This is a genomic window from Kitasatospora sp. NPDC127067 (assembly GCF_042724755.1).
GTDB classification, from domain to species: domain Bacteria; phylum Actinomycetota; class Actinomycetes; order Streptomycetales; family Streptomycetaceae; genus Kitasatospora; species Kitasatospora lactacystinica.
On the sequence record NZ_JBHXEM010000091.1, the window covers coordinates 14681 to 36803 of the forward strand.

Genomic DNA, 22123 nt, shown 5'->3' on the forward strand with positions numbered 1-22123 from the left:
GTGAACCGCCCGGGCGACGCCTCCGGAGGCCTCCGGGGAGGTCCGCTAGCCCGTCCTGACCACCGGAGCGGCGCGGAGCCGTGATTCGGGAGAGTCTGGGACAAATCCCTCCCGGCGTTCCCGGTGGGAATCTGCAGGGGGAATTGCCGGTTGTCCCAGCACGGAGGGTGAGCCCCGACCCGGACGGTAGGCTCGCACGCAGAAGCGGGATCTACCCTCCGTGACCGGCACCACCCAGCGTCGGGACCACAGCGCCGTGGCCGACCCGGTCCCCATTCACGGGGTCACTCTTCACAATGGAAGGAGCCCTGAGACAGGGTGAGCACTGCGCCGACGAACGCATTCGAGTGGACCGATCTGGACGAGCGCACGGTTGACACCGCGCGGGTCCTGGCCATGGACGCTGTCCAGAAGGTCGGCAACGGACATCCCGGGACGGCCATGTCGCTGGCCCCGGCCGCGTACCTGATCTTCCAGCGATTCCTGCGCCACGACCCGACGGACCCGTCCTGGGTCGGGCGCGACCGCTTCGTCCTCTCCCCCGGGCACACCAGCCTGACGCTCTACACCCAGCTGTACCTCTCGGGCTACGGCCTGGAGCTGGACGACCTCAAGGCCTTCCGCGTGGCCGGCAGCCGCACCCCGGGCCACCCCGAGCACGGCCACACCGCCGGCGTGGAGACCACCACCGGCCCGCTCGGCCAGGGCATCGCCAACGCGGTCGGCATGGCGATGGCCGCCCGCTACGAGCGCGGCCTGTTCGACCCGGAGACGGCGGCCGGGGAGTCCCCCTTCGACCACACCGTCTGGGCCATCGTCTCCGACGGCGACCTGGAGGAGGGCATCTCCGCCGAGGCCTCCTCGCTGGCCGGCCACCAGAAGCTGGGCAACCTGGTCGCGCTGTACGACGACAACCACATCTCGATCGAGGGCGACACCGAGACGGCCTTCTCCGAGGACGTCCTCAAGCGCTACGAGGCGTACGGCTGGCACGTGCAGCGCGTCACCCCGAAGGCCAACGGCGACATCGACGTCGAGGCCCTCGCCGGCGCGCTGGCCGCCGCCAAGGCCGAGACCGCCCGCCCGTCGCTGATCGCGATGCGCACGATCATCGCCTGGCCGGCCCCGGACGCCCAGAACACCGCCAAGGCGCACGGCTCCGCGCTCGGCGCCGCCGAGATCGCCGCCACCAAGAAGGTCCTGGGCTTCGACCCGGAGAAGACCTTCGAGGTCAGCGACCAGGTCATCGAGCACGCCCGGCTGGTCATCAAGCGCGGCAAGGCCGCCCGCGACCAGTGGCAGCAGGGCTTCGACGCCTGGCGCGCCGCCGACGCGCACCGAGCCGCCGAGTTCGACCGCATCCAGGCCGGCGAGCTGCCCGAGGGCTGGAAGAAGGCCGTCCCGTCCTTCCCGGCCGGCAAGGACGTCGCCACCCGCAAGGCCTCCGGCGAGACCCTCAAGGCGCTCGGCGCGGTGATCCCGGAGCTGTGGGGCGGCTCGGCCGACCTCGCGGAGTCCAACCTCACCACCATCGACGAGGACAGCTCCTTCCTCCCCGAGGGCAACCCGCTGAAGTCGGCGAGCCCGTACGGCCGGACGATCCACTTCGGCATCCGCGAGCACGCCATGGGCTCGACCATGAACGGCATCGCCCTGCACGGCAGGACCCGCGTGTACGGCGGCACCTTCCTGGTCTTCGCCGACTACATGCGCCCGGCCGTCCGCCTGGCCGCGCTGATGAAGCTGCCGGTCACCTACGTCTGGACGCACGACTCGATCGGCCTCGGCGAGGACGGCCCGACCCACCAGCCGGTCGAGCACATGGCCTCGCTGCGCGCCATCCCGGGCCTGGCCATGGTCCGCCCGGCCGACGCCAACGAGACGGCCGTCGCCTGGCGCACCGTCATCGAGCGCCAGACCAGCCACCCCGGCCCGGTCGGCCTCGCGCTGACCCGCCAGAACGTCCCGACCTTCGACCGCGAGGTCTTCGCCTCCGCCGAGGGCACCGCCAAGGGCGCCTACGTGCTGGCCGAGGCCTCCACCGGCGACCCGCAGGTGATCCTGCTGGGCACCGGCTCCGAGGTCCAGCTGGCCGTCCAGGCCCGCGAGGTGCTGGAGGCCGAGGGCATCGCCACCCGCGTGGTCTCGGTCCCGTCCTTCGAGTGGTTCCAGGAGCAGGACCAGGCCTACCGCGACAGCGTGCTGCCGCCGTCGGTCAAGGCCCGCGTCTCGGTCGAGGCCGGCATCGCCCAGGGCTGGCGCGAGCTGGTCGGCGACCACGGCCGGATCGTCTCGCTGGAGCACTTCGGCGCCTCCGCCGACTACAAGGTGCTCTTCGAGGAGTTCGGCATCACCGCCGAGCGCGTGGTGGCCGAGGCCCACAACGCCCTGCGCTCCCTCGAGGCCGTCAACCGCTAGCGGCACCCGGCCGGGGCCGCCGACCGCACATCGGCGCCCCGGCCCTTCGACCACCCCACGAAGCAGAAGAACAAAGGGACTGAAGCACCATGACTGACGCACTGAAGCGCCTCAGCGACGAAGGCGTTGCGATCTGGCTGGACGACCTCAGCCGCAAGCGGCTGAACTCCGGCAACCTGGCCGAACTGGTGCAGAACAAGCACGTGGTGGGCGTGACCACCAACCCGACCATCTTCCAGAAGGCCATCGCCGGCTCCGGGGACGACTCCTACGACGGCCAGCTGCGCGACCTCGCCGTCCGCAAGGTCACCACCGACGAGGCGATCCGCATGATCACCACCTCGGACGTGCGCGACGCGGCCGACGTGCTGCGCCCGGTCTACGACGCCTCCAACGGCCGCGACGGCCGGGTCTCCATCGAGGTCGACCCGCGCCTGGCGCACGAGACCGCCACCACCGTGGCCGAGGCCAAGCAGCTGTGGTGGCTGGTCGACCGCCCGAACGTCTTCATCAAGATCCCCGCCACCAAGGCCGGCCTGCCCGCGATCGCCGAGGTCATCGGCAGGGGCATCAGCGTCAACGTCACGCTGATCTTCTCGCTGGAGCGCTACAAGGCCGTCATCGACGCCTACCTGACCGGCCTGGAGGCCGCCAAGGCCAAGGGTCTGGACCTCTCCCAGATCGAGTCGGTCGCCTCCTTCTTCGTCTCCCGCGTGGACACCGAGATCGACAAGCGCCTGGACAAGATCGGCGGCGAGGCCAGGAACCTGCGCTCCAAGGCCGCGCTGGCCAACGCCCGCCTCGCCTACCAGGCGTACGAGGAGGTCTTCGGCAGCGTCGACGGCAAGACCGCCGGCAGCGCCCGCTGGAGCGCCCTGGAGGCCGCCGGCGCCAAGCCGCAGCGCCCGCTGTGGGCCTCGACCGGCGTCAAGGACCCGGCCCTGCCGGACACCCTGTACGTCACCGAGCTGGTCGCCCCCGGCACCGTCAACACGATGCCCGAGGCCACCCTGGACGCCACCGCCGACCACGGCGTGGTCACCGGCAACACCATCGCCCCCAACTACGCCGACGCCAAGGCCGTGCTGGACGCGATCGCCGCGGCCGGCGTGGACTACGACGACGTCGTCCAGCTGCTGGAGGACGAGGGCGTCGAGAAGTTCGAGCAGTCCTGGAACGAGCTGCTCGACACCGTCACCGCCTCGCTCGCTTCCTTCGCCGACGAGAAGTGACCCCTGCTCACAGCCAGCGCACGAAAGCGGAGCCCATCAAGTGAGCACTGATTTCCCCGAGTTGACACCGGAATCGGACGCGGACGATCTCCCGCCCACCCCCGTCAACCCGCTTCGTGACCCCTCCGACCGACGGCTCCCGCGCATCGCGGGGCCGTCCGGTCTGGTCATCTTCGGGGTCACCGGCGACCTGTCCCGCAAGAAGCTGATGCCGGCCATCTACGACCTGGCCAACCGCGGTCTGCTTCCGCCGGGCTTCTCCCTCGTCGGCTTCGCCCGCCGCGAGTGGGACGACGAGGACTTCGCCAAGGAGGTCCACGACGCCGTCCGGGACCACGCCCGCACCCCGTTCCGGGAGGAGGTCTGGCAGCAGCTCGCCAAGGGCATGCGCTTCGTCCACGGGACCTTCGACGACGACGACGCCTTCGACAAGCTGCGCGAGACCATCGAGGAGCTGGACAAGGCCCAGGGCACCGGCGGCAACTTCGCCTTCTACCTGTCCGTCCCGCCGAAGTTCTTCCCCACCGTCGTCCAGCAGCTCAAGAAGCACGGCCTGGCCGACCCGCCCTCCTCGCCCGCCAACGGGCAGGAGGGGACCGGCAGGACCTCGTGGCGCCGCGCGGTCATCGAGAAGCCCTTCGGCCACGACCTGGAGAGCGCGCAGGAGCTCAACAAGGTCGTCCACGAGGTCTTCCCCCGGGACGAGGTCTTCCGGATCGACCACTACCTGGGCAAGGAGACGGTCCAGAACATCCTGGCGCTGCGCTTCGCCAACCAGATGTTCGAGCCGATCTGGAACCGGTCGTACGTCGACCACGTGCAGATCACCATGGCCGAGGACATCGGCATCGGCGGCCGGGCCGGCTACTACGACGGCATCGGCTCCGCCCGTGACGTGATCCAGAACCACCTGCTCCAGCTGATGGCGCTCACCGCCATCGAGGAGCCGGCGTCCTTCCACCCCAAGGCGCTGGTGGCCGAGAAGCTCAAGGTGCTCAGCGCCGTCAAGCTCCCGGCCGACCTCGGCCGGCACACCGTGCGCGGCCAGTACGCGTCCGGCTGGCAGGGCGGCGAGGAGGTCGTCGGCTACCTGGACGAGGACGGGATCGACCCGGACTCCAAGACCGACACCTACGCGGCCATCAAGCTGGAGATCAACAACCGCCGCTGGGCGGGTGTTCCGTTCTACCTGCGGACCGGCAAGCGCCTGGGCCGCCGGGTCACCGAGATCGCGGTCGTCTTCCAGCGCGCCCCGTACCTGCCGTTCGACTCCTACGCGACCGAGGAGCTGGGGCAGAACGCCCTGGTCATCCGGGTCCAGCCGGACGAGGGCGTCACCGTGCGGTTCGGCTCCAAGGTGCCGGGCACCTCCTTCGAGGTCCGGGACGTGACGATGGACTTCGCCTACGGCGAGTCCTTCACCGAGTCCAGCCCGGAGGCGTACGAGCGGCTCATCCTCGACGTGCTGCTCGGCGACGCCAACCTGTTCCCGCGCCACCAGGAGGTCGAGCTCTCCTGGCAGATCCTCGACCCGATCGAGAAGTACTGGGACACCCACGGCAAGCCCGCCCAGTACGCGGCGGGGACCTGGGGCCCGGTCGAGGCGGACGAGATGCTCGCACGAGACGGCAGGAGCTGGCGCCGGCCATGAAGATCGACCTCACCAACACGACGTCCAGCAAGATCAACGCCGCGCTGATGGAGGCGCGCCGGGCCCGCGGTTCCGGCGCCGCCGGCATGGTGCTCACCCTGGTGATAGTGACCGACGAGGGCAGCGCCTACGACGCCCTCAAGGCCGCCAACGACGCCTCCCGCGAGCACCCGATGCGCACCCTCGCGGTGATCAAGCGCGCCGGGCGCTCGCCCCGGGCCCGCGCCGAGACCCGGCTGGACGCCGAGATCCTGGTCGGCTCGGACGCCGGCTCCGGCGAGACGGTCGTCCTGCGGATGCACGGCGAACTCGCCGCGCACGCCCAGTCGGTGGTCCTGCCGCTGCTGCTGCCGGACGCCCCGACCGTCGTCTGGTGGCCGGACAACGCGCCGCTGCACCCGGCGCAGGACCCGCTGGGCTCGATCGCCCAGCGCCGGATCACCGACGCCGTCACCGCCGAGTCCCCGGTCGGCCAGCTCGCCCAGCGCGCGCAGAGCTACACCCCGGGCGACACCGACCTGGCCTGGACCCGGGTCACCGGCTGGCGCTCGATGCTGGCCGCCGCGCTGGACCAGCGGCCGTCCACGATCGTCTCCGCGGTGGTCGAGGGCGAGTCCTACAACCCCAGCGTCGAGCTGCTCGGCCTCTGGCTGACCAACCGGCTGCACGTGCCGGTCGAGCGGGTCGTCACCAACGGCCCCGGCATCACCGCGGTGCACCTGCGCACCAAGGACGGGGACATCACCCTGGACCGCCCGGACGGCCTGCTGGGCACGCTCTCCATGCCCGGCTCGCCGGACCGCCAGGTGGCGCTCAAGCGGCGCGAGACCTCGGAGCTGATCGCCGAGGAGCTGCGCCGCCTGGACCCGGACGACATCTACGCGACGGCCGTGCGCACGCCCGTCGACCAGCTGCACGAGCCGGCCAACGCCGAGACCGCGGCGGCGGAGCGGGTCGCCCGGGAGGTCGCCGAGGACGCCGTCGAGGAGGCCGCCGAGGCCGCCGTGGCCAACCCGGACCGGGTGACCGCCGGGACGGCGGACCGGAAGCCCGCCCGGAAGGCCGCCGGCAAGCGCGCCGCCAAGGACGACGCATGACCAACGCGACCCCCCAGCTCGTCGTCCACCGGGACAAGGAGCTGATGGCCCAGGCGGCCGCGGCCCGGCTGATCACCCGGATCGTGGACGCCCAGGCCGCCCGCGGCAGCGCCTCGGTGGTGCTCACCGGCGGCCGCAACGGCAACGCCCTGCTGGCCGCGATCGCCGCCTCCCCGGCGCGCGACGCGGTCGACTGGGGCCGACTGGACCTCTGGTGGGGCGACGAGCGCTTCCTGCCCGCCGCCGACCCGGAGCGCAACGCCGTCCAGGCCCGCGCCGAACTGCTGGACGCCGTCCCGCTCGACCCGGCGCGGGTGCACGAGATGCCCGCCTCGGACGGGGTGGACGGCTCGGACGTGGAGGCCGCAGCCGCCCGCTACGCCGAGGAGCTGGCGAAGGCGGCCGGCCCGGGCGACCGGCTCGGCGTCCCGGCCTTCGACGTGCTGCTGCTCGGCGTCGGCCCGGACACCCACGTCGCCTCGCTCTTCCCCGAGCACCCGGGCGTGCGGGAGACCGAGCTGACCGTGGTCGGCGTGCGCGGGGCCCCCAAGCCCCCGCCGACCCGGGTCTCGCTCACCCTCCCGGCGATCCGCACCGCCCGCGAGGTCTGGCTGCTGGCCGCCGGGGAGGACAAGGCGGGCGCGGTCGCGCTGGCGCTGTCCGGCCCGGGCGAGCTCCAGGCGCCCGCCTCCGGCGCGTACGGCCGCAGCCGCACCCTGTGGCTGCTGGACCGCGCCGCCGCGGAGCGGATCCCGCCGCAGCTCTACCCGCCGGCCTCCGCGTAGCCGGCCCGGCGACGCCGAAGGGCGCCACCGTCACTCGACGGTGGCGCCCTTCGTGCTGTTTGCCGTTGCGTTCGGACCGTTGCGCCGGACTCAGATCTCGCCGCGGAGCTTCGCCAGCGCCTCGGCCAGGATCGCCTCGCCGTCGGCGTCGGTGCGCCGCTCACGGACGTAGGCGAGGTGGGTCTTGTAGGGCTCGTTGCGCGAGGGCGCCGGCGGGTTGTGCTGGTCCTGCCCCGCGGGGAAGCCGCAGCGCGGGCAGTCCCAGGTCTCCGGGATCGCCGCTTCGGCGGCGAAGCTGGGACGGGTCTCGTGCTTGTTCGCGCACCAGAAGGAGATCCGGTTGCGCGGGGCGGACTCGCCGCGCTCCGCCTCGCCCATCGGGCCGGCCCCGACCCTGCTGCCACGGATGGCATTGCCACTTGCCACGGTCTGACTCCCTGCGTACTGGTGCGCCGACCCGCCGCGGTGCGCGTCGGTGGCGAAAGTCGTCCTAGTGTAAGCAGGAGTTAAGCATCCGCCACCATCGCCTCCGCACCCGACCGTCCCAGGATAGGCGCTCGGGCGACGGGGCGTCAGGGATACGTCAGACCGAGGTCTTCATCAGCAGGCCGAGGACGATGATGGACGCGAACCATCCCACGCCGACCACGATGGTGATGCGGTCCAGGTTGCGCTCGGCCACCGCCGAACCGCCGCCGGTGGACATCGCGCCACCGCCGAACATGTCCGACAGGCCGCCGCCCTTCCCCTTGTGCAGCAGCACCAGCAGGATCATCAGAAGACTGAAGATGATCAGGGCAATCGAGAACCCGAGAACCACGACGGGACCAACTCTCTCGTATCTTCGGCGAAGGGGCCGGGCCGCGTACGGCGGTCCGGCCCCAAAGCCTACGTTGCTGCGGCGGCGTTAGCCTACTGCCTGCTCACGGTAGCGCACGATCTTGACGAACTCGTCGGCGTCCAGCGAGGCACCGCCGACCAGGCCGCCGTCGATGTCGGGCTTGGCCATCAGACCGGCCGCGCTCGACGACTTCACCGAACCGCCGTACAGCACCCTGACCTTGCCGGCCAGCTCGGCGTCGTACAGCTCGGCGATCCGCTTGCGGATGGCGGCGCAGACCTCCTGCGCGTCCTCCGGGGTGGCCACCTCGCCGGTGCCGATCGCCCAGACCGGCTCGTAGGCGACCACGATCGACTCGGCCTGGTGGGCCGGGACGTCGGCCAGGCCGCCGTCCAGCTGGGCCAGGGTGTACTCGACGTGGGTGCCGGCCTTGCGGATCTCCAGCGGCTCGCCGACGCACAGGATCGGGGTGACCCCGGCCCGGTAGGCGGCCTTCACCTTGGCGTTGACGATCTCCTCGTTCTCGCCGTGGTACTGGCGGCGCTCGGAGTGGCCGATCACCGCGTAGGTGCACTGGAGCTTGGCCAGCATCGGGCCGGAGACCTCGCCGGTGTAGGCCCCGCCGTCGTGCTGCGAGATGTCCTGCGAGCCGTACTTGATCTTCAGCTTGTCGCCGAAGACCAGCGTCTGCACCGAGCGCAGGTCGGTGAACGGCACCAGGACGGCGACCTCGACGGCCTCGTAGTCCTTGTCGGCCAGCGCGAAGGCCAGCTTCTGGGTGTGCTGGATGGCCTCAAGGTGGTTGAGGTTCATCTTCCAGTTGCCCGCCATCAGCGGGAGACGGTCGGTCATGTGTGTCAGTCCTCCAGTGCGGCGAGACCGGGGAGGGTCTTGCCCTCCAGGTACTCGAGGCTGGCGCCGCCGCCGGTCGAAATGTGTCCAAAGGCGTTCTCGTCGAAGCCCAGGATGCGGACGGCCGCGGCGGAGTCGCCGCCGCCGACCACGGTGAACGCGTCGCTGTCGAGCAGGGCCTGCGCGACGGCCTTGGTGCCGTTCGCGTAGTCCGGGTGCTCGAAGACGCCCATCGGGCCGTTCCAGAACACCGTGCCCGCGTCGGCCAGCTTGGCCGCGTACAGCTCGCGGGTCTTCGGGCCGATGTCCAGGCCCTCCTGGTCGGCCGGGATGGCGTCGGCATCGACGGTCGTGGGGTTCGCCGGGGCCTTGGTCTTGAGGTCCGGGAACTCGGCGGAGACCAGGACGTCCGTCGGCAGCACGAACTCGACGCCCCGCTGCTCGGCCCGGGCCAGGTACTCCAGGCAGACCGGGATCTGGTCCGCCTGCAGCAGCGAGATGCCGACCTCGTGGCCCTTGGCCTTGAGGAAGGTGTACGCCATGCCGCCGCCGATCAGGATCCGGTCGGCCTTCTCCAGCAGGTTGTCGATCACGCCGAGCTTGTCGGAGACCTTGGCGCCCCCGAGCACGACGACGTACGGGCGGGCGACGTCCTCGGTGAGCTTCTTCAGCACGCCGACCTCGGTGGCGATCAGGTCGCCGGCGGCGTGCGGCAGCAGGGCCGGCAGGTCGAACACCGAGGCGTGCTTGCGGTGCACGGCGCCGAAGCCGTCGCCCACGTACAGGTCGGCCAGCGCGGCCAGCTGCTCGGCGAAGGCCTTGCGCTCGGCGTCGTCCTTGCTGGTCTCGCCCGCGTTGAAGCGCAGGTTCTCCAGCAGCGCGACCTCGCCGTTCGCCAGCGCGGCGGCGGTGGCGGTGGCGCTGTCGCCGACGGTGTCGGTGGCGAAGGCGACGTCCTTGCCGAGGATCTCGCCGAGGCGCTCGGCCACCGGGGCGAGCGAGAACCGCGACTCCGGCTCGCCCTTGGGGCGGCCGAGGTGCGAGGCGACGACGACCTTCGCACCGGCCGCGGCCAGCTTGGCGATGGTCGGCGCGACGGCGCGGATGCGGCCGTCGTCGGTGATCGTGTCGCCGTCCAGCGGCACGTTCAGGTCGGCGCGCACGAAGACGCGCTTGCCTTCGACACCGGCTTCGATGAGCTCTTCGATGGTCTTCACGGGGATTCGGTTTCTCCTGGGGAGATGGTTGATGCGCAGTGAGGCGGCACGGCGCAGGGGCCGCCTGAGAAGTCCTTGAGCGCGGAACGAGGGCCCGGTCGGCACCGTACGCCGTCCGGGCCCTCGCCCCTACATCACGTCAGCTCCCGCAACGTCAGAGCTGCCCGCCGACGAGGGCGACCAGGTCGACGACGCGGTTCGAGTAGCCCCACTCGTTGTCGTACCAGCCGAGCACCTTGACCTGGTTGCCCTGGACCATGGTGAGCTGGCTGTCGAAGATGCACGAGGCCGGGTCGTTCACGATGTCCGAGGAGACGATCGGGTCCTCGGTGTAGGCCAGGATGCCCTTGAGCGGGCCCTCCTGCGCGGCCTTCTGGAAGGCGGCGTTGACCTCGTCCTTGGTGACCTCGCGCTCCAGGGTGACGACCAGGTCGGTGATGGAGCCGGTCGGGACCGGGACGCGCAGCGAGGTGCCGTCCAGCTTGCCCTTCAGCTCCGGCAGGACCAGGGCGGTCGCCTTGGCGGCGCCGGTCGAGGTCGGGATGATGTTCTGCGAGGCCGCACGAGCACGGCGCAGGTCCTTGTGCGGGAAGTCCAGGGTCACCTGGTCGTTGGTGAACGCGTGGACGGTGGTCATCAGACCCTTGACGATGCCGAAGCTCTCGTTCAGCACCTTCGCCATCGGCGCCACACAGTTGGTGGTGCAGGAGGCGTTGGAGATGATGTGGTGGTTGGCGGCGTCGTACTTCTCGTCGTTGACACCCAGGACGATGGTGACGTCCTCGTCGGTGGCGGGCGCCGAGATGATGACCTTCTTCGCGCCGGCGGCGAGGTGCTTCTTCGCGGCCTCGGCCTTGGTGAAGATGCCGGTGGACTCGACGACGATGTCGGCGCCCAGGGCGGCCCACGGAAGGTTCGCGGGGTCACGCTCGGCGGTCACCTTGAAGGTGTGGCCGTCGACGGTGATGCTGTCCTCGGTGTGCGAGACCTCGGCCTGGAGGGTACCCAGGGTGGTGTCGTACTTGAGCAGGTGAGCCAGGGTCTTCGTGTCGGTGAGGTCGTTGACACCGACGATCTCGATGTCCGCGCCCTGGGCCTTGACCGCGCGGAAGAAGTTGCGGCCGATGCGGCCGAAGCCGTTGATGCCTACCCGGATCGTCACGAACCGATCTCCTCGTTAGGTACGCCGGGCGCGAGGCCCGGCGGGATGAGATTTGGGAAGTCCCCGACCGCCTATGACCCTACCCCTCCGGGGCCTGGGACGGCACATCGCGCCGCCTGGTGAGACCGGGCGTGGCGTGCCCCAAACCCCATTTCAGGCCGTCCGGCCCTGGCCCGCCGGGCAGTTGGTCCCAGGTCAGTGGTCTCTACCAATTCGGGAGTGTCGCGGCTGTCCGGAAACGACCGCGGCCGGCGCCCGGAAGTCCGGGCACCGGCCTGTCGTGATCACGGAGCGTGAGCGTGGGCGTCAGTTCATCGCGTCTCGGTCAGTTCATCGCCATCTCGTCGGTGAGGCTGGCCTCGGTGCTCGGCAGGCCGAGCTCGGAGGCCCGCTTGTCGGCCATCGCCAGCAGGCGGCGGATCCGCCCGGCCACCGCGTCCTTGGTCAGCGGCGGGTCGGCGAGCGCGCCCAGCTCCTCCAGCGAGGCCTGCTTGTGCTGCATCCGCAGCTGACCGGCCGCGGCCAGGTGCTCGGGCACCTCGTCGCCGAGGATCTCCAGCGCGCGGGCCACCCGGGCGCCGGCCGCCACCGCGGCGCGGGCCGAGCGGCGCAGGTTGGCGTCGTCGAAGTTGGCCAGCCGGTTGGCGGTGGCACGCACCTCGCGCCGCATCCGGCGCTCCTCCCAGGCGAGCACCGACTCGTGCGCGCCGAGCCGGGTCAGCAGGGCGCCGATCGCGTCGCCGTCGCGGATCACCACCCGGTCGACGCCGCGCACCTCGCGGGCCTTGGCCGGGATGCCGAGCCGGCGGGCGGCGCCGACCAGGGCGAGGGCGGCCTCCGAGCCGGGGCAGGTGATCTCCAGCGAGGAGGAGCGGCCCGGCTCGGTGAGCGAGCCGTGCGCCAGGAAGGCCCCGCGCCAGGCCGCCTCGGCATCGCAGGTGGCCCCGGAGACGACCGCCGGGGGCAGTCCCCGGATCGGACGGCCGCGGCCGTCCACGAGCCCGGTCTGGCGCGCCAGCAGCTCGCCGTCCTTGACCACCCGGACCACGAAGCGGCTGCCCCGGCGCAGTCCGCCGGGGGCCATCACCACCAGGTCCGAGGAGTGCCCGAAGATCTCCAGCAGGTCCTTGCGCAGCCGCCGTGCCGCCGCTCCGGTGTCCAGCTCCGCCTCGATCACGATGCGGCCGCTCACGATGTGCAGCCCGCCCGCGAACCGCAGGATCGCCGACACCTCCGCCTTGCGACAGCAGGCCCGGGTGACCGGGAGCCGGCTGATCTCGTCCTTCACCGCTGGAGTCATCGCCATGGCCCGATCCTTCCATGTGTCCGGAAAATCCGGTCGTACGCTGCCGCCAACAGCTCGGGGTCGTGTCGCGGCGTCCCGTCGGCGCGGGCCACCGAGCCGAGCACCAGAGCCGCTCCCATCCGTTCGGCGGCCTTCTCCAGTCCGTCCAGGTCGGCCTGGCCGAAGGCCCCGCCGGTGACGGCGCGCTCGTCCACCAGGATCGCATCCACGGCGAGGTCCGGAGCGTGGTCGGCGATGACCTCCAGGTGACGCTGCGGCGTGAAGCCCTCGGTCTCCCCCGGCTGGGGGGCCAGGTTCAGGGTGAGCAGGCGGCGGGCGCGGGTCTCGGTGAGCGCCGCGGCCAGCTCGGGCACCAGCAGGTGCGGCAGCACGCTGGTGAACCAGGAGCCGGGGCCGAGCACCACCCAGTCCGCCTCCCGGACGGCGGTGACCGCCTCCGGGACGGCGGGCGGCTCGTCCGGCAGCAGCCGGATCGACTGCACGGTGCCAGGGGTCACCGCGACGTCGGCCTGGCCGCGCACGGCCGTGACCTCGCCGGGCCGCAGCGGGTCGTGGCCGCGGACCGTCGCCTCGATGTCCAGCGGCACCGCCGACATCGGCAGCACCCGGCCCTGCACGTTGAGCAGCCGGCCGACCCAGTCCAGTGCCGCCACCGGGTCGCCCAGCTTCTCCCAGAGCGCGACGATCAGCAGGTTGCCCACCGCGTGGCCGCCGAGCTCGCCGTTGCCGGTGAAGCGCTGCTGGATCACCTCGGACCAGGTGCGGCCCCAGTCGTCGTCCCCGCACAGCGCGGCCAGCGCCTTGCGCAGGTCGCCCGGGGGCAGCACGCCCAGTTCCTCGCGCAGCCGGCCGCTGGAGCCGCCGTCGTCGGCGACGGTGACCACGGCGGTGAGGTCGCTGGTGAGCCGGCGCAGCGCCGACAGCGAGGCCGACAGGCCCTGCCCGCCGCCGAGCGCGGTGATCCTGGGCGCCGGATTGGCGCGGGCGGGACTGCTGCGCGGACGGCCCGGCGCCGTGGGCCGGGCCGGGCTGCCCGCCCGGTCACCGGTCCTGCTCTGCGGCTGTCGCCCGGGCACGTATCCCGCCACACTCACCTCGCGTTCCTCGGCCCGCCGACCGCTCCGCCGGCGGGCCCGGCAGGGAGGCGGCGGTTACTCCCGTCCCATGTCACGGTGGACGAGCACCGTCTCGACTCCGTCGGCGATGAGACGCTTGGTCAGACGCTCGGACATGGCGACGCTGCGGTGCTTGCCACCGGTGCAGCCTACGGCAAGCGTCATGTAGCGCTTCCCCTCGCGGCGGTATCCCTCGGTGATGATGCGCAGGAGCTGGGCGTAACCGTCCAGGAACTCGTTGGCTCCGGGCTGCTGGAAGACGTAGTCGGCGACGTCCGCGTCGGTGCCGGTGCGGGCCCGCAGTTCGGGCACCCAGTGCGGGTTGGGCAGGAAGCGGCAGTCCACCACGAGGTCGGCGTCGACCGGCAGGCCGTACTTGAATCCGAAGGACATCACGGTGGCGCGCAGCTCGGGCTCGTCGTGGTCGGCGAACTGGGCGTCCAGCTTGGCGCGCAGCTGGTGCACGTTGAGGTTGGAGGTGTCGATCACCAGGTCGGCCTCGCCGCGCAGGTCGCGCAGCAGGTCGCGCTCCTGGGCGATGCCGTCCACGATCCGGCCGTCGGCCTGCAGCGGGTGCGGGCGGCGGACGCTCTCGAAGCGGCGCACCAGCGCCTCGTCGGAGGAGTCCAGGAAGACGACCCGGAGCCGGACCCCGCGCTTCTCCAGCTCGTCCAGCGAGGTGAGCAGGTCGTCGAAGAACTGCCGGCCGCGGACGTCCACGACCACGCCGATCCTGGCGACGTTGCCCTGGGAGCGCGCGCCCAGGTCGACCATGGTCGGAATCAGGGCCGGCGGCAGGTTGTCCACCACGAACCAGCCGAGGTCCTCCAGGCACTTGGCCGCGGTGGAGCGGCCGGCTCCGGACATCCCGGAGATGATCACCAGCTCCGGCGCGTTCTCGGCCACGTCTGACACGGTCACTTCGGTTCCCCGCTCTCGGTCTTTCTGCTGGGGAGAACGCGTACGGCTCGGCCGCCCTTCCCCGGCCCGGGCAGGCGGGCGGGGCCGGGGCACACCGGCTGACGGGCGGCGTCGGCCGTCATGGCGTCTCCTGGGATGGTGCGGTCTGGGGTGCTGCTGCCACCGGCTCGGCGGCCTGCTCGGCCCCGTCCTCGATGATCTCGCCGGTCGCGGTGTTGACCGCGGGTGCGACGGGTGTACGGGACGACAACGCCTCCGCAACAGTCTGCGCGGTGCGGCGTCCGATGCCGGGTACCTCGCAGAGCTCGTCCACGGTGGCGGCCCGGAGCTTCTTCAGCGAGCCGAAGTGCTTGAGCAGCGCCCGGCGGCGAGTCTCGCCGAGGCCCGGGACGGAGTCCAGTTCCCCAGCGGTGAGTCGCTTGGAACGCTTGTTGCGCTGATAGCTGATCGCGAAGCGGTGCGCCTCGTCGCGGACCCGCTGGAGCAGGTAGAGGCCCTCGCTGGAGCGGGGCAGCACCACCGGGTCGTCCTCGCCGGGCAGCCAGACCTCCTCCAGGCGCTTGGCCAGGCCGCACAGCGCGACGTCGTCGATGCCGAGCTCGTCCAGGGCGCGCTTGGCGGCGGCGACCTGCGGCTGCCCGCCGTCGACGACCAGCAGCTGCGGCGGGTAGGCGAAGCGCTTGGGGCGGCCGTCCTCGTCCCGGGTGCCGCCGGTGCCGGTGTCCGGGTCGGTGCCGCCGCCCGGGTCGGTACCGGTGTCGTCCTCCTCCGGGACGGCCCACTCGCCGGTCCGCTCGCGCTCCTGGAGGTAACGGCGGAAGCGCCGGCCGATCACCTCGTGCATCGAGCGGACGTCGTCCTGGCCCTCGAAGCCCTTGATCTGGAACCGGCGGTACTCGCTCTTGCGGGCCAGGCCGTCCTCGAAGACGACCATGGAGGCGACCACGTCCTCGCCCTGGAGGTGGGAGATGTCGTAGCACTCGATGCGCAGCGGGACGGAGTCCAGCTCCAGCGCGTCGGCGATCTCCTGGAGGGCGCGGCTGCGGGTGGTGAGGTCGGAGGCGCGCTTGGTCTTGTGCAGTGCGAGCGCCTGCTGGGCGTTGCGCTGCACGGTGGCCATCAGGTCCTTCTTGTCGCCGCGCTGGGGGACGCGCAGGTCGACCTGGCTGCCGCGCAGGCCGCTCAGCCACTCGCGGACCGGCTCCGCCGGGGCGGGCAGGGCGGGGACGAGCACCTCGCGGGGGACGGACTCGCCGCCGCCGTAGAGCTGCTGGAGGGCGTGCTCGACCAGGCCGGCGGTGTCGACGTCCTCGACCTTGTCGGTGACCCAGCCGCGCTGGCCGCGCACCCGGCCGCCGCGGACGTGGAAGATCTGCACGGCGGCTTCGAGCTCGTCCTCGGCGAGGGCCAGCAGGTCGGCGTCGGTGGCGTCGGCGAGCACGATGGCGTTCTTCTCCATCGCGCGCTTGAGGGCGCCGATGTCGTCCCGCAGCCGGGCCGCCTTCTCGTACTCCAGTTCCTCGGCGGCCTCCTGCATCTGTTCTTCCAGCCGGCGCAGGTAGTTGCCGGTGCGCCCGGCCATGAAGTCGCAGAAGTCCTCGGCCAGCGCGCGGTGTTCGTCCGCCGAGACCTTGCCGACGCAGGGCGCGGCGCACTTGCCGATGTAGCCGAGCAGGCAGGGCCGGCCGACCTGGCGGGCGCGCTTGAAGACGCCGTTGGAGCAGGTGCGGACGGGGAAGACGCGCAGCAGCAGGTCGACCGTCTCGCGGATCGCCCAGGCGTGCCCGTACGGGCCGAAGTAGCGCACGCCCTTCTTGTGCGCCCCGCGCATCACCTGGACCCGCGGGTACTCCTCGTCGAGGGTGATGGCGAGTTCCGGATAGCTCTTGTCGTCGCGGTACTTGACGTTGAACCGCGGGTCGAACTCCTTGATCCAGGAGTACTCCAGCTGGAGCGCCTCGACCTCGGTGCCGACCACGGTCCACTCCACCGAGGCGGCGGTGGTGACCATCGTCGCGGTGCGCGGGTGCAGACCGGCCAGGTCCTGGAAGTAGGACGACAGGCGCGGCCGCAGGCTCTTGGCCTTCCCGACGTAGATGACCCGGCCGTGGGCGTCGCGGAACCGGTAGACGCCGGGGGAGGTCGGGATCGCACCGGGCGCGGGGCGGTAGGTGCTCGGGTCAGCCATGGGTCCACCGTACCGAGTGGGGCCGGGGCCGCGGGGCGGAGATCGTCGGGGAGGACCGTGGCGGTCGGAAGGCGGTCAACTGGGTCAGCTCGGGGTCACCTTGAGGTTGCCGCCCTCGACCGTGACGGTGTAGGCGGGCAGCGGGGAGGGGGCCGGTCCGTCCTGCACGGCGCCGTCGGCGATGGCGAAGCGGCTGCCGTGGCAGGGGCACTGGATCTGGTTGTTCTTCACCTGGTCCACGAGGCAGCCGGCGTGGGTGCACCGGGCGTTGAACGCCTTGTACTGGCCTGCGGTGGGCTGGGTCACCACGATCTTCTGCTCGCGGTAGACCTTGCCGCCGCCCTCCGGCACGGCCGAGGCCGGGCCGAGGTCGACCGGGCCCTTGGGGGCACTGTTGCCGGAGGAGGCGGAGGAGCTGCACCCGGTGACCGCCACGGTGCCGCCGGCCGCCAGGACGGCCGCGGCCCCGCAGAGCAGGGTGCGGCGGGAGGCGGTGGGGCTGGTCTCGGGGGCCTCGGACATCGGTGTGCTCCTACGGTTGCTGCTGCGGCGAGGGACCACGGAATTCTATGCCGCGCCAACCCGCCGCTCCCGGGCCACCCGGGGTGCGGGCGGTGGGGAGCGGCGGGGTGGACGGACGGGGCTACTTCTTCGCGGCGGCCGCGCGCTTGCGCGGCGCCCTCTTCGCCGGGGCGGCGACCGGGGCGTCCGTGAAGTCGGCCGGCAGGATGTCCCGCAGGAACTTGCCGGTGTGGCTCTCCGGGACGGCGGCGATCTGCTCCGGGGTGCCCTCGGCGACCACCGTGCCGCCGCCGGAGCCGCCCTCGGGGCCCATGTCGACGACCCAGTCGGCGGTCTTGATCACATCGAGGTTGTGCTCGATGACGATCACCGTGTTGCCCTTGTCCACCAGCCCGCTGAGCACCTTGATCAGCTTGCTGATGTCCTCGAAGTGCAGGCCGGTGGTGGGCTCGTCCAGCACGTAGACCGTCCGCCCGGTGGAGCGCTTCTGGAGCTCCGAGGCGAGCTTGACGCGCTGCGCCTCACCGCCGGAGAGGGTGGGCGCGGACTGGCCGAGCCGGACGTAGCCGAGGCCGACGTCGTTGAGCGTGCGCAGGTGCCGGGCGATCGCCGGGACGGCCTCGAAGAAGTCCAGGGCCTCCTCGATCGGCATGTCCAGCACCTCGGCGATGGACCTGCCCTTGTAGTGGACCTCCAGCGTCTCCCGGTTGTACCGGGCGCCGTGGCAGACCTCGCACGGCACGTAGACGTCCGGCAGGAAGTTCATCTCGATCTTGATGGTGCCGTCGCCCGAGCAGTTCTCGCAGCGGCCGCCCTTGACGTTGAAGGAGAACCGGCCGGGCAGGTAGCCACGGACCTTGGCCTCCTGCGTCTCCGCGAAGAGCCGGCGGACGTGGTCGAACACGCCGGTGTAGGTGGCCGGGTTGGAGCGCGGGGTGCGGCCGATCGGCGACTGGTCGACGTGCACCACCTTGTCCACCTGGTCGGTGCCGGTGATCCGGGTGTGCCGGCCGGGCACGCTGCGGGCGCCGTTCAGCTCCCGTGCGAGGTGGGTGTACAGGATGTCGTTGACCAGCGTCGACTTGCCGGAGCCGGAGACGCCGGTGATCGCGGTGAAGGTGCCCAGCGGGAAGCCGACCGTGACGTCCTTGAGGTTGTGCTCGCGGGCGCCGTGGACGGTCAGCTGGCGCTTCTTGTCCCGCTCGCGGCGGGAGGCCGGGATCGGGATGGACCGCTTGCCGGAGAGGTACTGGCCGGTCAGCGACTCCTTGTTGGTGAGCAGCTGCTTCAGCGAGCCGGAGTGCACCACCTTGCCGCCGTGCTCGCCGGCGCCCGGGCCGATGTCGACCACCCAGTCCGCGGTCTTGATGGTGTCCTCGTCGTGCTCGACGACGATCAGGGTGTTGCCGATGTCGCGCAGCCGCACCAGCGTCTCGATCAGCCGGTGGTTGTCCCGCTGGTGCAGGCCGATGGACGGCTCGTCCAGCACGTACAGCACGCCGACCAGGCCGGAGCCGATCTGGGTGGCCAGCCGGATGCGCTGGGCCTCGCCGCCGGACAGGGTGCCGGCCGCGCGGTCGAGCGAGAGGTAGTCCAGGCCGACGTCGACCAGGAAGCGCAGCCGCTCGTTGACCTCCTTGAGGACCCGCTCGGCGATCTGCTTGTCCCGGGCGTTCAGCTTCATCGCGCCCAGGAACTCGGAGCAGTCGCTGATCGACATCGAGGAGACGTCGGCGATCGACCTGCCCTCGACGGTGACCGCGAGCACCACCGGCTTGAGCCGGGTTCCCTGGCAGGTCGGGCAGGGCACCTCGCGCATGTAGCCCTCGAAGCGCTCGCGGCTGCTGTCGCTCTCCGCCTCGGTGTGCCGGCGCTGGATGAACGGGATCGCGCCCTCGAAGCCGGTGCTGTACGAGCGCTCCCGGCCGAAGCGGTTGCGGTAGCGGACCTCCACCTGGTGCTTGTGCCCGTACAGCAGCGCCTTCCTGGCCCGGGCGGGCAGCCCGGCCCAGGGGATGTCGGTGCGGAAGCCGAGCTCCCCGGCGAGCGCGTCGATCAGGCGCTGGAAGTACTCCTTGGCGTGCCCGGCCGACCACGGGTGGATCGCGCCCTCGTCCAGCGAGCGCTCGACGTCGGGCACGACCAGCTCCGGGTCGACCTCCATCCGGTTGCCCAGGCCCGAGCAGTCCGGGCAGGCGCCGAACGGCGAGTTGAAGGAGAACGAGCGCGGCTCCAGCTCCTCGAACGACACGTCGTCGTACGGGCAGTAGAGGTGCTCGGAGTACATCCGCTCGCGCTCCGGGTCGTCCTCGGGGAGGTCGACGAAGTCGAGCACGACCATGCCGCCGGACAGGCGCAGGGCCGTCTCCACCGAGTCGGTGAGCCGCCGCTTGGCGCTGTCCTTGACGGTCAGGCGGTCGATCACCACCTCGATGGTGTGCTTCTCCTGCTTCTTGAGCTTCGGCGGCTCGGCGAGCTGGATCGTCCCGCCGTCGACGCGGGCGCGGGAGTAGCCCTTGGACTGGAGGTCGGCGAAGAGGTCGACGAACTCGCCCTTGCGCTCGCGCACCACCGGGCTCAGCACCTGGAAGCGGGTGCCCTCGGCGAGCTCCAGCACCTTGTCCACGATCGCCTGCGGCGACTGCTTCGCGATCGGCCGGCCGCAGTGCGGACAGTGCGGCTTGCCGATCCGGGCGAACAGCAGGCGCAGGTAGTCGTAGACCTCGGTGATGGTGCCGACGGTCGAACGGGGGTTGCGGTTGGTGGACTTCTGGTCGATCGAGACGGCCGGGGAGAGGCCCTCGATGAAGTCCACGTCGGGCTTGTCCATCTGCCCGAGGAACTGGCGGGCGTAGGAGGACAGCGACTCGACGTAGCGGCGCTGGCCCTCGGCGAAGATCGTGTCGAAGGCGAGCGAGGACTTGCCGGAGCCGGAGAGGCCCGTGAAGACGATGAGGGAGTCGCGGGGCAGGTCGAGCGAGACGTTCTTGAGGTTGTGCTCGCGAGCACCGCGGACGATGAGGCGGTCGGCCACTGCTTCTGGCGCCTTTCTCCGGGGCGAGAGGGCTTGCGGTGAGTATCTGTACTTCTTCCAGGATGCGGCAGCCAGCCTATAGCTCAGACGTTCGAATATCGACTCTGTCCAGCGGAGACCACCCGAACGAGTGAGGGCCACCCCGGGACCGTCCGTACCCGCACGGCGCGCATAGCCGAAAACCCCCTGCTCAGAGCCCGGATCCGGCGGTAGCGTCACCTGGTCAACGAGCGAAGCCCCCGCGGGCAACGCACCCTCTCGTCACAGAAGGCGGATTCGATGACCGACCCGCAGCCGACCGACCCGCACTCCGCCGCCGCGGCCGCCGCCCGGCACCTGGCCGGGGTCGAGGAGAGCACCCGGCACCTGCTGCACACCGCGGCCGAGCTGAAGCCCGAGGCCCTCGCCGAGCCCTCCGCGCTGCCCGGCTGGACCCGCGGCCACGTGCTGGCCCACCTCGCCCGCAACGCCGACTCCCTGGTCAACCTGCTGACCGGCGCCCGCACCGGCACCGACGTCCCCCAGTACGCCAGCAACGAGGCCCGCGACCAGGAGATCGAGCGCGACGCGCCGCGCCCGCTGGAGGTCCAGCTCGCCGACCTGCGGGAGTCCCACGAGCGCTTCCTGGCCGCCGCCGCGCTGATGGACCCCGAGGCCTGGGCCGTCGGGGTCAGGCACCGCTCCGGCTACGTCTTCCCGGCCTTCGACATCCCCGGCAAGCGCGTGGTCGAGCTGGAGTTCCACCACGTCGACCTGGACGGCGGCTACACCCCGGCGCACTGGCCGCAGGAGTTCGCGGTCACCCGGTTCCGCGGACTCGCCGAGGGGCTGGCAGGGGAGGCCGGCCTGCCCGCTGTGGAGCTGGTCGCCGACGACACCGAGGACCGCGCCGTGATCGGCACCGGTACCCCGGCCCTGACCGTCGAGGGCCCGGTCCGCGCGCTGACCGCGTGGCTCTCCGGCCGCTCCACCGGCGACGGCCTGCGCCACACCCCCGGCACCGCCCTCCCCCGGCTTCCCCCGATGGGCTGACGGCGCGAGGATGATCCCAGGAGCCACTGGAGAGGGAGCGAACGGATGACGTACCACGGAGCGGTCAAGGTCGGCGGAGCGCCGGACGTGCGGGAGCTGGCCCACCTGATCATCACCAAGGTCGCCGTCGGCCCGTACGACAACAACGCCTACCTGCTGCGCTGCCGGGCCACCGACGAACAGCTCCTGATCGACGCGGCCGCCGACGCGCCGGTGCTGCTGGAGACCGTCGGGGACGACCTCGAAACGGTGGTCACCACCCACCGGCACCACGACCACTGGGGCGCGCTGGCCGAGGTGGTCGCCACCACCGGCGCCCGGACGGCCGCCGGCGAGCACGACGCCGAGGGCATCGACGTCCCCACCGAGCTGCTGCTCGCGGACGGTGCCGGGCTGCGGGTCGGCGAGGTCGAGCTCACCGTCCGCCACCTGGTCGGCCACACCCCCGGCGCGATCGTGCTGGTCTACGACGACCCCCAGGGCCACCCGCACGTCTTCACCGGCGACTGCCTCTTCCCCGGCGGCGTGGGCAACACCTGGGGCGACCCGGAGGCCTTCCGGACGCTCTACCGCGACGTCACCGAGAAGATCTTCGACGTCCTCCCCGACGAGTCCTGGGTCTACCCCGGCCACGGCAACGACACCACCCTGGGGGCCGAGCGCCCGCACCTCGACGAGTGGCGCGAGCGCGGCTGGTAGCCCCGCGCCGCCCCCGCCGAACGGCCGAGGCCCCCGCGACCGGAAGCGGTC

The 22123-nt window shown here is 71.7% G+C and carries 18 protein-coding genes; 7 read left to right on the forward strand and 11 right to left on the reverse strand.

Annotation, left to right across the window (positions count from 1 at the left end; translation table 11 throughout):
• Nucleotides 1-318 precede the first annotated feature (318 nt).
• The 5 genes from tkt to pgl all read left to right on the forward strand — a co-directional run bounded on the left by tkt (nucleotide 319) and on the right by pgl (nucleotide 7183).
• Complete coding sequence (gene tkt, locus ACFWJ4_RS29210) at nucleotides 319-2418, forward strand: transketolase (protein WP_380548950.1); 2100 nt, start codon at nucleotides 319-321, stop codon at nucleotides 2416-2418.
• An 89-nt stretch (nucleotides 2419-2507) separates the two neighbouring features.
• Entirely contained in the window at nucleotides 2508-3650 is a 1143-nt protein-coding gene (gene tal, locus ACFWJ4_RS29215) for a transaldolase (RefSeq protein ID WP_380548953.1), read from the forward strand.
• A 61-nt stretch (nucleotides 3651-3711) separates the two neighbouring features.
• A complete protein-coding gene (gene zwf, locus ACFWJ4_RS29220) occupies nucleotides 3712-5301 on the forward strand; it encodes a glucose-6-phosphate dehydrogenase (protein WP_359912954.1) in 1590 nt (529 codons plus the stop codon).
• Entirely contained in the window at nucleotides 5298-6398 is a 1101-nt protein-coding gene (gene opcA / locus ACFWJ4_RS29225; RefSeq protein WP_380548955.1) for a glucose-6-phosphate dehydrogenase assembly protein OpcA, read from the forward strand. The genes zwf and opcA overlap by 4 nt, the downstream gene beginning before the upstream one ends.
• Nucleotides 6395-7183 carry a 6-phosphogluconolactonase gene (gene pgl, locus ACFWJ4_RS29230; protein WP_049649616.1) on the forward strand — a complete coding sequence of 263 codons (789 nt, stop codon included), beginning with the start codon at nucleotides 6395-6397 and terminating at the stop codon, nucleotides 7181-7183. Before opcA ends, pgl begins: the two co-directional genes overlap by 4 nt.
• A 90-nt stretch (nucleotides 7184-7273) precedes the next feature.
• On the opposite strand, the gene ACFWJ4_RS29235 is transcribed toward pgl, so the two are convergent.
• The 11 genes from ACFWJ4_RS29235 to uvrA form a co-directional block, all read right to left on the reverse strand.
• Nucleotides 7274-7561 (reverse strand): RNA polymerase-binding protein RbpA, encoded by a 288-nt coding sequence (locus ACFWJ4_RS29235; RefSeq protein WP_223245297.1) that lies wholly within the window; start codon nucleotides 7559-7561, stop codon nucleotides 7274-7276.
• Nucleotides 7562-7766: 205 nt separating this feature from the next.
• Nucleotides 7767-8003, reverse strand: a complete 237-nt coding sequence (gene secG, locus ACFWJ4_RS29240; protein ID WP_359817184.1) for a preprotein translocase subunit SecG — start codon at nucleotides 8001-8003, stop codon at nucleotides 7767-7769.
• An 87-nt stretch (nucleotides 8004-8090) separates the two neighbouring features.
• The gene (tpiA, locus tag ACFWJ4_RS29245; protein ID WP_359912928.1) at nucleotides 8091-8876 is read right to left on the reverse strand and encodes a triose-phosphate isomerase; all 786 of its coding nucleotides are present in this window, start codon (nucleotides 8874-8876) and stop codon (nucleotides 8091-8093) included.
• A gap of 5 nt (nucleotides 8877-8881) precedes the next feature.
• Nucleotides 8882-10093, reverse strand: coding sequence for a phosphoglycerate kinase (locus ACFWJ4_RS29250; RefSeq protein ID WP_380548958.1), 1212 nt, complete (start codon nucleotides 10091-10093; stop codon nucleotides 8882-8884).
• 154 nt (nucleotides 10094-10247) lie between these two features.
• The gene (gene gap / locus ACFWJ4_RS29255) at nucleotides 10248-11255 is read right to left on the reverse strand and encodes a type I glyceraldehyde-3-phosphate dehydrogenase (RefSeq protein WP_359912922.1); all 1008 of its coding nucleotides are present in this window, start codon (nucleotides 11253-11255) and stop codon (nucleotides 10248-10250) included.
• A 325-nt stretch (nucleotides 11256-11580) separates the two neighbouring features.
• Nucleotides 11581-12561, reverse strand: coding sequence for a DNA-binding protein WhiA (gene whiA, locus ACFWJ4_RS29260; protein ID WP_049649611.1), 981 nt, complete (start codon nucleotides 12559-12561; stop codon nucleotides 11581-11583).
• Nucleotides 12552-13649, reverse strand: coding sequence for a uridine diphosphate-N-acetylglucosamine-binding protein YvcK (gene yvcK, locus ACFWJ4_RS29265; RefSeq protein WP_380548970.1), 1098 nt, complete (start codon nucleotides 13647-13649; stop codon nucleotides 12552-12554). The genes whiA and yvcK overlap by 10 nt, the downstream gene beginning before the upstream one ends.
• A 63-nt stretch (nucleotides 13650-13712) precedes the next feature.
• On the reverse strand, nucleotides 13713-14597 hold the full coding sequence (gene rapZ / locus ACFWJ4_RS29270) for an RNase adapter RapZ (protein ID WP_359912919.1): 885 nt from the start codon (nucleotides 14595-14597) through the stop codon (nucleotides 13713-13715).
• Nucleotides 14598-14715: 118 nt separating this feature from the next.
• Nucleotides 14716-16785 carry an excinuclease ABC subunit UvrC gene (gene uvrC, locus ACFWJ4_RS29275; RefSeq protein ID WP_380548961.1) on the reverse strand — a complete coding sequence of 690 codons (2070 nt, stop codon included), beginning with the start codon at nucleotides 16783-16785 and terminating at the stop codon, nucleotides 14716-14718.
• Nucleotides 16786-16869: 84 nt separating this feature from the next.
• The gene (locus ACFWJ4_RS29280; RefSeq protein WP_380548964.1) at nucleotides 16870-17307 is read right to left on the reverse strand and encodes a Rieske (2Fe-2S) protein; all 438 of its coding nucleotides are present in this window, start codon (nucleotides 17305-17307) and stop codon (nucleotides 16870-16872) included.
• 121 nt (nucleotides 17308-17428) lie between these two features.
• Nucleotides 17429-20341 (reverse strand): excinuclease ABC subunit UvrA, encoded by a 2913-nt coding sequence (uvrA, locus tag ACFWJ4_RS29285; RefSeq protein WP_359912911.1) that lies wholly within the window; start codon nucleotides 20339-20341, stop codon nucleotides 17429-17431.
• A gap of 279 nt (nucleotides 20342-20620) precedes the next feature.
• On the opposite strand from uvrA, the gene ACFWJ4_RS29290 reads away from it, so the two are divergent.
• Nucleotides 20621-21373 carry a maleylpyruvate isomerase family mycothiol-dependent enzyme gene (locus ACFWJ4_RS29290; RefSeq protein WP_380548967.1) on the forward strand — a complete coding sequence of 251 codons (753 nt, stop codon included), beginning with the start codon at nucleotides 20621-20623 and terminating at the stop codon, nucleotides 21371-21373.
• 45 nt (nucleotides 21374-21418) lie between these two features.
• Entirely contained in the window at nucleotides 21419-22072 is a 654-nt protein-coding gene (locus ACFWJ4_RS29295; protein ID WP_359912905.1) for an MBL fold metallo-hydrolase, read from the forward strand.
• Nucleotides 22073-22123 lie beyond the last annotated feature (51 nt).

Coding starts and splice junctions, on each gene's coding strand:
- tal (WP_380548953.1), top strand. CDS start 2,508: ATGACTGACGCACTGAAGCGCCTCAGCGACGAAGGCGTTGCGATCTGG.
- opcA (WP_380548955.1), top strand. CDS start 5,298: ATGAAGATCGACCTCACCAACACGACGTCCAGCAAGATCAACGCCGCG.
- pgl (WP_049649616.1), top strand. CDS start 6,395: ATGACCAACGCGACCCCCCAGCTCGTCGTCCACCGGGACAAGGAGCTG.
- ACFWJ4_RS29235 (WP_223245297.1), bottom strand. CDS start 7,561: ATGGGCGAGGCGGAGCGCGGCGAGTCCGCCCCGCGCAACCGGATCTCC.
- tpiA (WP_359912928.1), bottom strand. CDS start 8,876: ATGACCGACCGTCTCCCGCTGATGGCGGGCAACTGGAAGATGAACCTC.
- whiA (WP_049649611.1), bottom strand. CDS start 12,561: ATGGCGATGACTCCAGCGGTGAAGGACGAGATCAGCCGGCTCCCGGTC.
- uvrC (WP_380548961.1), bottom strand. CDS start 16,785: ATGGCTGACCCGAGCACCTACCGCCCCGCGCCCGGTGCGATCCCGACC.
- ACFWJ4_RS29280 (WP_380548964.1), bottom strand. CDS start 17,307: ATGTCCGAGGCCCCCGAGACCAGCCCCACCGCCTCCCGCCGCACCCTG.
- ACFWJ4_RS29290 (WP_380548967.1), top strand. CDS start 20,621: ATGACCGACCCGCAGCCGACCGACCCGCACTCCGCCGCCGCGGCCGCC.
- ACFWJ4_RS29295 (WP_359912905.1), top strand. CDS start 21,419: ATGACGTACCACGGAGCGGTCAAGGTCGGCGGAGCGCCGGACGTGCGG.